The 14,176-nt window shown below is 72.7% G+C and carries 9 protein-coding genes; 8 read left to right on the top strand and 1 reads right to left on the bottom strand.

Going from position 1 to position 14,176, the window contains the following annotated elements:
- The first annotated feature begins 9 nt into the window (after positions 1-9).
- The 6 genes from ACFU95_RS25845 to ACFU95_RS25820 all read left to right on the top strand — a co-directional run bounded on the left by ACFU95_RS25845 (position 10) and on the right by ACFU95_RS25820 (position 8,645).
- Positions 10-1,620 (top strand): beta-N-acetylhexosaminidase, encoded by a 1,611-nt coding sequence (locus tag ACFU95_RS25845; protein ID WP_383831805.1) that lies wholly within the window; start codon positions 10-12, stop codon positions 1,618-1,620.
- 226 nt (positions 1,621-1,846) lie between these two features.
- Positions 1,847-2,740 (top strand): FAD binding domain-containing protein, encoded by an 894-nt coding sequence (locus ACFU95_RS25840; protein WP_383831803.1) that lies wholly within the window; start codon positions 1,847-1,849, stop codon positions 2,738-2,740.
- Positions 2,737-4,299 (top strand): 2Fe-2S iron-sulfur cluster-binding protein, encoded by a 1,563-nt coding sequence (locus tag ACFU95_RS25835; protein ID WP_383831801.1) that lies wholly within the window; start codon positions 2,737-2,739, stop codon positions 4,297-4,299. The genes ACFU95_RS25840 and ACFU95_RS25835 overlap by 4 nt, the downstream gene beginning before the upstream one ends.
- Complete coding sequence (locus tag ACFU95_RS25830; protein ID WP_383831799.1) at positions 4,296-6,605, top strand: xanthine dehydrogenase family protein molybdopterin-binding subunit; 2,310 nt, start codon at positions 4,296-4,298, stop codon at positions 6,603-6,605. Before ACFU95_RS25835 ends, ACFU95_RS25830 begins: the two co-directional genes overlap by 4 nt.
- A 297-nt stretch (positions 6,606-6,902) precedes the next feature.
- Entirely contained in the window at positions 6,903-8,126 is a 1,224-nt protein-coding gene (locus tag ACFU95_RS25825; RefSeq protein ID WP_383831797.1) for an SUKH-4 family immunity protein, read from the top strand.
- 6 nt (positions 8,127-8,132) lie between these two features.
- The gene (locus ACFU95_RS25820; RefSeq protein ID WP_383831795.1) at positions 8,133-8,645 is read left to right on the top strand and encodes a GNAT family N-acetyltransferase; all 513 of its coding nucleotides are present in this window, start codon (positions 8,133-8,135) and stop codon (positions 8,643-8,645) included.
- A 26-nt stretch (positions 8,646-8,671) separates the two neighbouring features.
- Here the strand turns inward: ACFU95_RS25820 and ACFU95_RS25815 are convergent, their stop codons facing one another.
- A complete protein-coding gene (locus ACFU95_RS25815) occupies positions 8,672-9,931 on the bottom strand; it encodes an LPXTG cell wall anchor domain-containing protein (RefSeq protein ID WP_383831793.1) in 1,260 nt (419 codons plus the stop codon).
- 569 nt (positions 9,932-10,500) lie between these two features.
- On the opposite strand from ACFU95_RS25815, the gene ACFU95_RS25810 reads away from it, so the two are divergent.
- On the top strand, positions 10,501-11,976 hold the full coding sequence (locus ACFU95_RS25810; RefSeq protein WP_383831943.1) for an alpha/beta fold hydrolase: 1,476 nt from the start codon (positions 10,501-10,503) through the stop codon (positions 11,974-11,976).
- A complete protein-coding gene (locus tag ACFU95_RS25805; protein ID WP_383831941.1) occupies positions 11,976-13,577 on the top strand; it encodes an alpha/beta fold hydrolase in 1,602 nt (533 codons plus the stop codon). Before ACFU95_RS25810 ends, ACFU95_RS25805 begins: the two co-directional genes overlap by 1 nt.
- Positions 13,578-14,176: the final 599 nt, after the last annotated feature.

The following is a 14,176-nucleotide window of genomic DNA, read 5'->3' as shown; positions in this document are numbered from 1 at the left end:
TGGTCATTCATGGAGCTCATTCCGGTACCTCACCAGATGGAGCGGCCCACGGGCTTCCTCGAAGTCGGCGACGGCTTCGGGATCGAGGCAGGACCGGGCACCGAGGGCACCGCGCGATGGCTGCGCGCGACGCTCGGCGCGGCGTCCGGGCTCGCGCTGCCGCCCAAGAAGGGGGACGAGTACGACGTCCTCCACCTGTCCGTCCGGCCCGGACTCGATGCCGAGGCATACCGCCTCGGCATCGCCCCCCACGGCATCCACCTGCACGGCGGCTCGCCCGCCGGTGTCTTCTGGGGCGCCCAGACGCTGCGCCAGCTTCTCGGCCCCGACGCCTTCCGGCGCGCACCCCTTCCCGGCCGTACCTGGCGGCTGCCCCTGACGGAGATCCGGGACTTTCCCCGCTTCCGCTGGCGCGGCCTGATGCTCGACGTGGCCCGGCACTTCATGCCCAAGGACGGCGTCCTGCGCTACCTGGACCTGATGGCCGCCCACAAACTCAACGTCTTCCACTTCCATCTGACGGACGACCAGGGCTGGCGTGCAGAGATCAGGAAGTACCCCCGGCTGACGGAGGTCGGCGCCTGGCGCGAGCGGACGAAATTCGGTCATCGGGCCTCCCCGCTCTGGGAGGAGAAGCCGCACGGTGGCTACTACACCCAGGACGACATCCGCGAGATCGTCGCCTACGCCGCCGAGCGGCATATCACCGTCGTCCCCGAAATCGACGTACCCGGCCACTCGCAGGCGGCCATCGCCGCGTACCCGGAACTCGGCAACACCGACGTCATCGACACCAACGCCCTCTCCGTCTGGGACACCTGGGGGATCAATCCGAACGTACTCGCCCCCACTGACAACACCCTGCGCTTCTACGAGGGGGTCTTCGAGGAAGTCCTGGAGCTGTTCCCCTCGGAGTTCATCCATGTCGGGGGTGACGAATGCCTCAAGGACCAGTGGCGGCAGTCGCCCACCGCACAGGAACGCATCAGGGAACTCGGTCTGAAGGACGAGGACGAACTCCAGGCGTGGTTCATCGGCCACTTCGACAAGTGGCTGGCCGCGCGCGGGCGCAGGCTCATCGGCTGGGACGAGATCCTGGAGGGCGGGCTCGCGGAAGGGGCGGCCGTGTCGTCCTGGCGCGGGTACGCGGGCGGGGTCGCCGCCGCGCGGGCCGGGCACGACGTCGTCATGTGCCCCGAGCAGCAGGTGTATCTGGACCACCGTCAGGACGCGGGCGCCGACGAGCCGGTGCCGATCGGTCACGTCCGCACCCTGGAGGACGTCTATCGGTTCGAGCCCGTTCCCGCGGAGTTGACGCCTCAGGAGGCCCGGCACGTGCTCGGGACGCAGGCCAACGTGTGGACCGAGGTGATGGAGGACCACGCGCGCGTGGACTACCAGGCGTTCCCGCGCCTCGCCGCCTTCGCCGAGGTCGCCTGGAGCAGCCTGCCCGCCCCGGCGGAACGGGACTTCGCCGGCTTCGAGCGCCGGATGGCGGCCCATTACGCGCGGCTCGACGCCCTGGGCGTCGCCTACCGTCCGCCGACGGGTCCGCGGCCCTGGCAGCGGCGCCCCGGCGTGCTCGGCCGCCCGATCGACGGCCCGCCCCCGAACAGATAATTGAAAAAAACCGGCAAGGGGTCACCGAAGAGTGTCAATCGGTAAACACTGGTGATGCCGTACGAAAACGGACCATCTCCCCGGTGAGGTGGGCGAATGCCTCCTGGCGCACCCCTGTCCTCGGGTCCTGCGAAGATGTGCCAGAGTTGCCACGTCCGCCCTGTCAGCACGTACCGTACGGCAGCACAGGTGGGACCAGGTGGGGCAGCGGGAAGGGGTAGCCGGTTTGACCACGCACACACCGCAGGCGGCGCAGGCCGTCACGCTGCCCACGACGCTGGACGAGGCCGTGGCGGCACTGGCCGCCATGCCCGCCGCCGTACCCGTCGCGGGCGGCACCGACCTCATGGCCGCCGTCAACTCCGGGCAGCTCAGGCCCGCCGCGCTGGTCGGCCTCGGCAAGATCAGCGAGATCCGCGGCTGGCAGTACCAGGACGGTCACGCCCTGCTGGGGGCCGGCCTCACGCACGCGCGTATGGGCCGCCCCGACTTCGCCGCCCTGATCCCGGCGCTCGCGGCCGCCGCGCGCGCCGCGGGCCCGCCGCAGATCCGCAACGCGGGCACCCTCGGCGGCAACATCGCCTCGGCGTCCCCGACCGGTGACGCGCTGCCCGTCCTCGCCGCTCTCGAAGCGACCCTGATCGTCGCGGGCCCGGGCGGAGCCCGCCGGGAGATCCCGGTGTCGCACCTGCTGGCCGGCATGGAGATGCTGCGGGCCGGCGAACTCATCGGCTACGTGCGCGTGCCGCTGCTGCACGCCCCGCAGGTCTTCCTCAAGGCCACCGGCCGCACCGGCCCGGGGCGTGCGATGGCATCCGTCGCGGTCGTGCTCGACCCCGCCCGGCGCGGCATCAGGTGCGCCGTCGGCGCCATAGCGCCGATGCCGCTCAGGCCCCTGGACGCCGAGCACTGGGTCGCCCAGCTGATCGACTGGGACAACAACCGCGCGATCGTCCCCGAGGCGCTGAACGCCTTCGGGGAGTACGTCGCCGCGGCCTGCATCCCGGACCCGGCCCCGGCCGAGGACGGCTCCGTACCGCAGCATCCGCCCGCCGTACTGCACCTGCGGCGCACTGTCGCCGCACTGGCCCGACGAGCACTCGGGAGGGCGCTGTCGTGACCGACGACGACCGGCACGGAGAGGGCGCGCCCCAGGGCGGCGGTCGCTGGGACCCGCTGCCCCAGGGCGACTACGACGACGGCGCCACCGCCTTCGTCAAACTCCCCGAAGGGGGCATCGACGCCCTCCTGGCCTCCTCGGACACCCCGCTCGCCGCGCGTGGCCACGGCTATGTGCCCCCGCAGATAACGGTCGCGCCGGGATCGACCGGGGGCGCCGACCCCGCGGCCCCGGGCGGCTGGCCCGTCGCGGGAGTGCCCGCCGACGGTGCCCAGTGGCCCGACCCGAACGCGGTGCCGCAGGACACGGGTACCGGCCAGTTCACCTACAACCCCGGGGCGACCCAGCAGTGGGACTTCTCCGAGACCGGGCAGGGCCGCGTCGGCCAGGCGGGTCACGAGGCCGCCGCGCCCGGTCACGACGTCACCGGGCAGTGGTCGATTCCCGTGGCCGACGGGGACCTTCCGGATGAATCGGGCGAGTTCACCACGTCGTCGCTCGTCGAGCAGTGGGGCGGAACCCCTCCGGCCACACTGCCGGGCGGCGCGCCCGCGCCGTGGGCGACGCAGCCGACCGGGCAGCCGTGGGGACAGCAGGCGGAGGCCGCGGCGACGGCCGAGGAAGCCGTGGGAGCCGGGCCCGTGGCCGGGCACGTGCACGAGCAGCCGCCCGGGGGAGCGCCCGACTTCGCCCCCGCGCCGCCCGCCGACGGCTCCGCTGAAACCGCTCCAGAAGCCTCCCAGGCCGCTCCCGTGGCCGATGAGCACGCCGCGGACGCCCAGGGCGCCCCAGAGGCTGCACAGGGCCCGGCAGAGGCTTCCGCCGACCCCGCGCGGCCCGAGGGCGACGACTCCGCCGCGGAGACCGCCGAGGAAACCGCCCAGGCCGCCTCCGACGACGTGGCCGACGTACCGGTGCCCACCGGCGAGGAACACCCCCTCGCCTCCTACGTCCTGCGCGTCAACGGCGTCGACCGGCCCGTCTCGGACGCCTGGATCGGCGAGTCGCTGCTCTACGTGCTGCGCGAGCGGCTCGGGCTCGCGGGCGCCAAGGACGGCTGCTCGCAGGGCGAGTGCGGAGCCTGCAACGTGCAGGTCGACGGTCGGCTCGTGGCGTCCTGCCTGGTGCCGGCCGTGACCGCCGCCGGCAGCGAGGTCCGTACCGTCGAGGGCCTGGCCGAGGAAGGACAGCCCTCCGACGTGCAGCGGGCGCTCGCGCGGTGCGGCGCCGTGCAGTGCGGATTCTGCGTGCCGGGCATGGCGATGACCGTGCACGACCTGCTGGAGGGCAACCCGGCGCCCTCCGAGATGGAGACCCGCCAGGCACTCTGCGGCAACCTCTGCCGTTGTTCCGGCTACCGGGGCGTGGTGGAGGCCGTCAAGGAGGTCGTCGCCGAACGCGAGGCACACGCGGCCGGCGACGCCGAACAGGACGGCGACGAACCGCGTATCCCTCACCAGGCGGGCCCCGGGGCCGGCGGGGTCAACCCGTCGGCGTTCGAGCCACGCGCCAGGGCACCGCATGACCAGGCGTACGGACAGGACGGAGGCCAGGCGTGAGCAACGAAGCCGCCACCGCGACCACAGCCGCGGAGGCAGCCCCCGCCCCCGAGCCGATCCCGCACGGCCTCGGCGCCTCCCTGCCGGCCGCCGACGCCCGCGCCAAGACCGAGGGCACGTTCCCGTACGCGGCCGACCTGTGGGCCGAGGGCCTGCTGTGGGCGGCCGTACTGCGCTCGCCGCACCCGCACGCGCGCATCACGTCCATCGACACCTCCCACGCGCGTGAGATGCCCGGCGTCCGGGCCGTCGTCACGCACGAGGACGTGCCGGGCAGCCCGCTGCACGGCCGCGGCACGGCGGACCGCCCGGTCTTCGCCGCCGAGGTCGTACGCCACCACGGCGAACCCATCGCCGCGGTCGCCGCCGATCACCCGGACACCGCCCGCCTGGCCGCCGCGGCCGTCATCGTCGAGTACGAGGTACTCGACCCGGTGACCGACCCCGAGCAGGCCTTCGAGGCCGAGCCGCTGCACCCCGACGGCAACCTGATCCGCCACATCCCGCTGCGCCACGGCGACCCCGACGCGGCCGGCGACATCGTGGTCGAGGGCCTGTACCGCATCGGCCGCCAGGACCCGGCCCCCATCGGCGCCGAGGCGGGCCTCGCGGTACCGCGTCCCGACGGCGGCGTGGAGCTCTACCTGGCCTCGACCGACCCGCACACCGACCGCGACCGGGCCGCCGCCTGCTACGGCCTGGAACCCGAGCGCGTCAAGGTCGTCGTCACCGGCGTCCCCGGCGCCACCGCCGACCGCGAGGACCAGGGCTTCCAGCTTCCGCTGGGCCTGCTGGCGCTGAAGACCGGCTGCCCGGTGAAGCTGACGGCCACGCGCGAGGAGTCCTTCCTGGGTCATGTGCACCGGCACCCGACCCTGCTGCGGTACCGCCACCACGCGGACGCCGAGGGCAGGCTCGTGAAGGTCGAGGCGCAGATCCTGCTGGACGCGGGCGCGTACGCGGACACGTCCGCCGAGGCCCTGGCCGCCGCCGTCGGCTTCGCGTGCGGGCCGTACGTCGTCCCGAACGCCTTCATCGAGGGCTGGGCCGTCCGCACCAACAACCCGCCCTCCGGCCACGTACGCGGCGAGGGCGCCATGCAGGTGTGCGCCGCCTACGAGGCGCAGATGGACAAGCTGGCCAAGAAGCTCGGCGTGGACCCGGCGGAGCTGCGCCTGCGCAACGCCATGGCGACGGGTGACGTGCTCCCGACGGGCCAGACGGTGACCTGCCCGGCCCCGGTGGCCGAACTGCTCCAGGCCGTACGGGACTACCCCCTGCCGCCGCTCCCCAAGGACACGCCCGAGGACGAGTGGCTGCTGCCCGGCGGCCCCGAGGGCGCGGGCGAACCGGGTGCCGTGCGGCGCGGCGTGGGCTACGGCCTGGGCATGGTGCACATGCTCGGCGCGGAGGGCGCGGACGAGGTCTCCACGGCGACCGTGAAGGTCCACGACGGTGTCGCGACGGTGCTGTGCGCGGCCGTGGAGACGGGCCAGGGCTTCGCGACGCTGGCCCGGCAGATCGTCCAGGACACGCTCGGCATCGACGAGGTGCATGTGGCGCCCGTCGACACCGACCAGCCCCCGGCAGGCGCGGGCTGCCGCGGCCGTCACACCTGGGTGTCGGGCGGCGCGGTGGAGCGGGCGGCGAAGATGGTCCGTACGCAGCTGCTCCAGCCCCTGGCGCACAAGTTCGGCATGTCCACGGAGCTGCTCCAGATCACGGACGGCAAGATCACCTCGTACGACGGCGTCCTGTCGACCACCGTCACCGAGGCGTTGGACGGCAAGGAGCTGTGGGCGACGGCCCAGTGCCGCCCGCATCCGACGGAACCGCTGAACGAGGTCGGCCAGGGCGACGCCTTCGTCGGCATGGCCTTCTGCGCGATCCGCGCGGTCGTGGACGTGGACATCGAGCTGGGCTCGGTACGGGTGGTCGAGCTGGCGCTCGCCCAGGACGTCGGCCGGGTGCTCAACCCGGCCCAGCTGGAGGCGCGGATCGAGGCGGGCGTGACGCAGGGCGTGGGCATCGCGCTCACGGAGAACCTGCGCTCGGCGCGCGGCCTGATCCGCCACCCGGACCTGACGGGCTACTCCCTGCCGACGGCCCTGGACGCCCCGGACATCCGCATCGTGAAGCTGGTCGAGGAACGCGACGTGGTCGCGCCCTTCGGCGCGAAGGCGGTGAGCGCGGTACCGGTGGTCACCTCGCCGGCCGCCATCGCGTCGGCCGTGCGGGCCGCGACGGGCCGCCCGGTGAACCGTCTCCCGATCCGTCCGCAGGCAGCGGTGGTGACCGGCCACTGAGCCGGCTCCGGCGGAGCGGCTTGCGAGGCCGGCGTCCGTCCGGGTGACGTACGGAGACCGGCGAGGCGGTTTCGGCGCAAAGGGAACGTACGAGGGTGGGCTGAGCGTCTACTGAGGTGAAGCGCTGTCAGTGGGCGTGCCGAGCCGGACGCGTTGTCGGCGGTTGTGCCGGTCCGGGGGCGTTGTCAGTGGTGGCGCGTAGTGTTCTGGGCAGTGGGGACGGCGGCCGCGTTCAGCGGGCCGGTCGGTCGGCCGTGTCCTGCCCGGGGGCGATGAGCAAGCGCATGCGGGGGAGCCATGAACACGACGATCACGACTCACGCCGGTGATACGGCGATCATCCTGGCCGAGGCCGAGCTGGATCCGTATGTCACGCACGCGGCGACGCGGCGCTGGCTGACGGGGCCCGGACTGCCCGGCGACAGCGGCGTGTTGAGCTTCGCCGAGCTGTGCCGGCAGGACCGGGAGGGCCTCGAAGGCCGGGAGGTTCTGCGGACGGTGGCGGAATCGACCGGCGATCCGGACCACCGGCTGGCGGCGGAGCTGCGGGGCCAGCTGGTGATAGGCGGACTGCTGGGCCCCGGCGGCCTGGAGACGGAGTCGGTCCTGCTGGACGGCGCGACGGGTGAGATCTCCACGACGTACTTCCTGCACGACCGTCCCGACCTGATGGACCGCCGCGTGCTCGCGCCGTCGCTGCGGACACTGGTCCGGTTCGCCGAGGCGACGGACGAACTGGCGGGCCTGCGCGGCCAGTTCGCGTCCTATGTCGGCCGTTACGGCCCGAAGGCGGTGGCGGAGGCCTCGCAGCACCTGCTGACCGTGTTCGAGGAGGGCACGGACGGCGAGCCGGCGCCGTTCTGGAAGATGGCCGCCCTGATCCGCCCCCTGGCGCTGGTGGCGGGCCGGGCCGGGCGGTCGGGCCTCGCCCTGGACCTCCCGCCCCGCCTGCTGGACCAGGAGTTCGGGCAGGGCAAGGTGGTGCGCTTCGAGGAGGTCGACTTCCCCGTCACCCTCACCCACGAGCCGACCCGCCGCTTCCTGCGCGAGGTGGGCCTGCCGGAGGACGGCTTCCTGTTCTCGCTGGACACGGATGTGCCGCTCCAGACGCTGGCCGAGCGCCGCGCCGACGAGGAGTGGTCCACCGAACTGCCCGCCCGGGCCGAGTACTTGATACGCCTCGGCCATCTCGTCGAGGACAACAGCCTGGTCGTCGACGGTGAGACGGGCGCGGTCCTGAACTGGAGCGAGCCCGAGGCGAGGCTGTTCCCCCTGAACACGGACGTCTCGACCCTCGCCTTCACCCTCTGGCTGCTGCACCGCGAGCAGGCGATCGACGAGGAGTCGGGCCACGAGCTGACGACCGACACCTACGACCAACTGGCCATGACGATGCTCCAGGTCCTGTCGACGGTCGACCCGACCGGGACCCGGGCCGGCGCGGACGGCCGGCACTACTGGACCGAGGTGTTCCAGGACGAGGCGAGCGGGGTCCTGGAGTCGGTGGGCGGGGCGTGGTGAATCGACATGGACCACGTCATCGTCCGCCCGGCGGAACCGGGTGAGCTGGCGGCCGTCGCGGAACTGCGCTGGCAGTGGATCGTGGAGAACGACAGCGCGGTACCGGCGGGCGTGGAACGCGACGCCTTCGTGCGCCACTTCGTGACGTGGGCCGAGCAGAACGCGGCGTCGCACCGCTGCATGGTCCTCGTCGACACGGACGGCAGCGGTGTTCTCGGTGCTGACGCCGGGATCATCGGCATGGCGTGGCTGGCAGTGGTGCAGCGCGTGCCGACGCCACACGCGCCGCACCGGGCGTCCGGTGACCTCCAGTGCGTGTACGTGGTGCCGGAGGCGCGTGACGCGGGGCTGGGCGGACGGCTGATCACCGAGACCCTGGCCAGAGCCAAGGACCTGGGGCTGGAGCGGGTCACCGTCCACTCCTCACCCCGGGCGGTCGCGGCCTACGTCCGCCAGGGGTTCGAGAACTCGCCCCGTCTCCTCCAGGCCCACGTCGCGCGGATGACGCCGTATCCCTGAGGACGTATCCCTGAGGCCGGGTGCCGTCAGACGGACTTGACGGTGGCGCGGCGGCGGCGGACGGCCAGGACCAGGACGCCGCCGAGGGCTGCCGCGGTGGCCGCGGCGCCGGCGATGAGCGGGGTGCCGTCGGAGCCGGTGCTCGCGAGGTTGCCGTCGACGGATCCGGTGCCGGAACCGCCGGTCGAGGTGCCCGTGGAGGTGCCGGACGAGGTGGCGCCCGTGCTGCCGGTGCTGCCGGTGCCGCCGGTGGACTGGCCGCCGGGGTCGTTGCCGTCGCCGCCCGCGGTGGAGCCGCCGTCCGTCGAGCCGCCGGTGGAGGAGCCGCCGGAGGTGGACGGGCCGGGCTCGTTGTCGGTCGGGATGGCGACGCGGATCCGGTCCGTGTCGTTGGCGGGGTTCTTGTCGAAGGCCGGGTGGATGTCGTACACGGAGGTCGCCTTCACCTCACCCGTGGTCGTCTTCGTGTCCTCCTTGATGTCCAGCATGAAGGTGAAGGAGAGCGACTCGCCGACGTCGAGGGTGTGGTCGGCGGGCGAGCAGACGTACTTGGCCTTGCCCGGGGTCCCCGCGGGCCCGGACGGGCCGTCGATCCCGAAGGGCGCGCAGTCCTTCGGCACTTCGGCGGCCACCGTGCCCGGCGGGATCCGCACCATGAGCGCCGTCTGGTCGTCGCTCTCCTGGTTCTGGATCCAGCCGGGGCCGTCGTTGCGGAGCTGCACCGTGATGGACTGGCTGTCGCCCGCGAGCGCCTCGGTGTCCTCGCCGACGGCCGCGAGATCGGCCGTGCTGTCCGCGGTCAGGGTCAGCCGCCGGTGGCTGTCGGTGAACCCCTCGCCCGGGGCGGCGCCGGTCGCCGAGGTGCCGTACTCGACGGCCTCCATCAGCGCGTTGGGCCGGGCCTTGAACCGTACGGGCGTCTCGACGGAGGCGCCGGGTTCGATCACGGTGTCGAGCTCGCAGAGCGCCTGCCTGACCTGGTCCTCGACGGTCGAGTAGGTGCAGCCCTGGACGGTCTCGGGGAAGTCGAGTCCCCGGGTGAGCCGGACCCGGAAGGTGACCTTGTCCGCTGCCGCGGTGCCCTTGTTGGTGATGACGACGGACTCGTCGTACACCTCGCCGGGCTGGGGAGAGGTGCGCGGCAGATTCGAGATCACCAGGGAGGGCTCGCCCTCCTCTGCGTACGCCGTCGGAGCGACGACCGCGGGAACGGCCGCGGCGAGCGCGGCGGCGGCCACGAGGGCCGCCGAGTGACGGAGGTGCGAGGGGCGGATGCGCTGGCGCACGGGTGGGTCTCCTCGTCGGGACAGGAAGCAGGGCGACCGGCGGTTCGCCGACCAGTCATGTCCTGGACACCCGGAGGGTGCGGAGGGTTGTGCTGCCGTTCGAGGAGATGGAGGGGAGGAGTGGGGGCAGCGGCGCGGAGATGGAGGGGAGGCGTGGGGGACAGGGGAGGTGAGAGGGGGGTCGTGGCGAGGGCCGGACCGGTGTAACTCGTTTGCCTGCCCCCGAGATTCGTCCACCCGGGGCGATACGGCCCCCGAGTGGAGCCCACGAGTGGTGGACGTCTCCCCCCGGGCACAGGCTGGCCTACGCGGTGCCCGTCCGAACCACGCGGTGGCGGGCGGAGCCACGCGTGCTGTCCCGGGTCCCGCCCGGGCCTTGGTCACCAGAGAGACGGGATCACATGGCGGAACAGGGCATTGATCCGGATGGTCCGACGTCCGGTCGGGGGAGCGGCAGGTTCGTACGCGGGCGGGTGCGGCGCCGGTACACACGGCGGCTCTCCCGGGGTGGGCGCACCGGGGTGGCGCTCGCGGTAGCCGGTCTGGCCCTCGTGGGCGCGTCCGGCCCGATGCCGGGCGGGGCCGTGTCACCACCTGCCCGCGCGTCCCTGCCGGCGGATCCGGCGCGGTTCGTGCCCGGTCCCTGTCCGCGGACGCCCGAGCCGATCCCCGGCCGATGCGGCGTCCTGGAGGTGCCGGAGAACCGTGCCCGCCACGGCGGGCGGACCATCCGGCTGGCCGTCGCGATCATTCCGGCGGCGTCGGCGAGGCCGGCCGCGGACCCCGTGGTGTTCATGACGGGGGGTCCCGGCGGTGACGCGCTCGGGGACATTCCCTTCCTGGTCGCCGCCGGCGTGAACCGGGACCGCGATCTGATCGTCATGACCCAGCGCGGCGGGCTCTACGCGCAGCCGAACCTCGCCTGCCCGGAGATCGACCGGTTCTACGCGCGGGCCGTGGGGCTGCCCTACGACGCGCCGTCGACCGGACGGCTCCTGGTGCGTGCGACGAAGGAGTGCCGGGACCGTCTGACGGCCGGTGGGGTCGAGCTGAGTGCCTACAACACGACCGAGAACGCCGCTGACTTCGCGGACCTGCGCAGGGCGCTGCGCATCGACCGGTGGAACGTCTACGGGTACTCCTACGGCACCGACCTGGCTCTCACCTACCTGCGCCGGCACCCCCAGGGGACTCGCTCGGTGGCGATCGACTCGGTCGTCCCTCCGCAGATCGTGAGCCTGCCGTGGACCTGGGACAGTGCCCGGGAGGGGATCGGCGCGATCTTCGCGGCGTGTGCGGCCCAGCCCGCCTGCAAGAACCGCTACCCGGACCTCCCCCGCACGCTGACCAGGCAGGTGCGCCGGCTGGAGGCGCACCCTCTGACGCTGAACGCCCGACCGCCGGGCGGCGGAACCCCGGTGAAAGTCGTCCTGGACGGGGGCGCGCTGGTGAACCTGCTGGTCGCCAACGCCGTCCCGGCCGTCGACGTCCCCGCGGCGCTCGACGAACTCGCCCGCGGGAATCCGGAGCGCTTCGCACGGGCCCGGGCCGCCGGCGCGACGCCCGTCATCGGTGAGTTCGCCCACGGCCTGACCCAGTCGGTGGCGTGCAGCGAGTGGGTGCCGGGCCATTCGCCGCTCGAACTGCTGATCGCGGGGCGAATGGCTTTCCCCGGGTGGCCGGATTCGGTCCTGGCCCAGGCGCCGCAGCTCCCCTTCGAACACGAGGTGTGCCGCGTCTGGAACGTTCCGGACCGCACCGCCGTCCAGCGGCTGCCCACGGTCAGTCAGGTGCCGACGCTCATCGTCTCCGGGACGTTCGACGCGAAGACCGGGGCGAGCTGGGGGCCGTACGCGGGTCGCACGCTGCTCCGTTCGACCGCCGTGCGGATTCCCGGAATCGGCCACTGGGTGGTTCCTCAATCGCCCTGCGCGCAGAGCGTCCTGGCCTCGTTCCTGGCCCGTCCGACCGCACCCGACACCGGCTGCGTGGCCGGACTGGCACCGAAACCGTTCACCATCACGCCTGACCCGGAGGCCGAATGATGTCCCTTCGCCCGCCCCGCCCAAGGCGGTCCGTGCGACGACTTCCCGCCGCCCTGGCCGGGGTGACGGCCTGTGCCGTCACCGCGGGCCTCGTCGCGGGCCTGGTCGCGACGCCGGCTTCGGCCCGGAGCGGTGCCGGTGCGCCGCTCGGCACGGTCGCCCGCACCTCGGGAAACGCCCGCTTCGTGCCGGGCCCCTGCCCGAGGACGGCGGATCCGATCCCGGCGCTGGAGACGGCCCGCTGCGGAACGCTCACCGTGCCCGAGAAGCGTGCCCGGCCCCACGGGAGGAAGATCACCCTCGCGGTCGCCATCGTGCCGGCGGCAACGAGGAGACCGGCGTCCGACCCGATCGTGTGGTTCGCCGGCGGTCCCGGTGACGACGCGGTCTCGGAGATCCCGATGGCGCTCGCCGGCGGCCTGAACCGCGACCGGGACGTGATCTTCATGTCCCAGCGCGGTACCTACTCGGCAACCCCGGTGCTCACCTGCCCGAACATCGACGAGTTCAACGCGCGCGCCCTCGGCCTCGTCTACGGTGCGCCGCTCACCGGGCGCCTGCACGTCGCGGAGACGCGGATCTGCCGCGCGCACTCGGCGGCCCGCGGGGCCGACCTCAGCGCCTACAACAGCACCGAGAGCGCCGCCGACTACGCGGACCTGCGCGTCGCCCTGGGTATCAGGCGGTGGAACGTGTTCGGCATCTCCTACGGCACCGACCTGGCGCTCCTCTACATGCGCGAGCACCCGCAGGGCATCCGCTCGGTCGGCATCGACGGCATCCTGCCGCCGTCCCTGGCAGGCCCGTCCCTGACCTGGAGCAGCGCGCGCGAAGGCTTCGACGGCCTGTTCAGGGCCTGCGCGGAGCAGCCCGCCTGCAACCGCCGCTATCCGAACCTGTCGGCCACCTTCGAACGCCTCGTCCGCCGGCTCGAAGCCCGTCCGATCACCACCACCGTGAGGGTCCCCGGCCAACTCGCGCCGGCCCGGGTCGTGATCGACGGCGGGGTCCTGGTGAACTGGCTGACCTCGGCCACCCACCTGGCGGCCGGAGTGCCCCGCTCCCTCGACGAGCTGGCCCACGGCAACCCGCAGCGCATCGCCGAGCAGTGGGCGGGCGGCAAGCTCAGCCCCCAGGCCGTCGGGAGGCTCGCCCACGGACTCGCGTACGGCGTCTTCTGCAGCGAGTGGACGCCCTTCGACAGCCAGGCCGACGTGATCCGGGCGGGGCGGCGCGCCTTCCCGTCGTTCCCCCGCTCGGTACTGGCCAACGCCCCGCAGCTCCCCTTCCTCCACGCCGACTGCCGCGCCTGGAACGTCCCCGCGGCGCCGCGCTCGATCCGGGAGGTGACACGGAGCGACATCCCGACCCTCGTCATGTCGGCCGGCTTCGACGCCCAGACCGGCGCGAGCAACGGCGCCTACGCCGCCCGGACGCTGAGCCGTTCGACCGCCGTCACCGTCCCCTACGTCGCGCATGTGGCGTTCGCCGAATCGCCGTGCGCGCAAAAGATCACGACCTCGTTCTTCAACACCCCGACGGCACCGAACACGAGGTGCCTGGCAGGTCTGCGGCCGCCCGCGTTCGAGATCGGCCCCTGAGACCGGACACACGAAGGGCGGCACCCTGTCGGGGGTGCCGCCCTTTCGTTCTGCCTGGTCAGGCATTGCAGAGGCCGTGGCGGGATTCGAACCCACGTAACTCGCTTTGCAGTCAGTACGCCTACGCTCCGTGACTACACCTAGTCTGAGCTGGGGAAACGCTCTGGGTCAAGGCGGGAGAGCGGCACCAGTCGAGTCACCCAGCAGAGCGGCATGGACGGCACGGCCGCTCTGAACTGGCCGCGAGATACGCGCCTCTCGTAGAGCGCACTCCTGGCATGGCGGCCTTCTCAATCGCCCTCTCGGGGGGATAGGCCCAGCCCCACTCGCGCACACACGCGAGACGGCCAACCGGGTCTATACCTGACCTACGTTCCACACCCAGCGACGTACGCTCACGCCGCCTCAGCCGCGTCACTCAGCCTCAGTATCTGTTCCACACCAACCACTCGACTCGATGTCCAATCGCTCTCGTCATCGCTGTATCGCTGAGCTGTGCGCTTCTTAGAGGCTGTTGTCGTTCCGATCTTGAGGGGTGTGGACCGAACGGGAGTTTCGATGGGGTGAGCTAGCCTGTCCGCCGTGGACCACGCCCCCGA

The sequence above is a fragment of the Streptomyces sp. NPDC057623 genome, assembly GCF_042800355.1.
GTDB lineage: Bacteria > Actinomycetota > Actinomycetes > Streptomycetales > Streptomycetaceae > Streptomyces.
The sequence above is the reverse complement of the archived record's forward strand: the minus strand, read 5'-3'. Positions and strand labels throughout refer to the sequence as shown.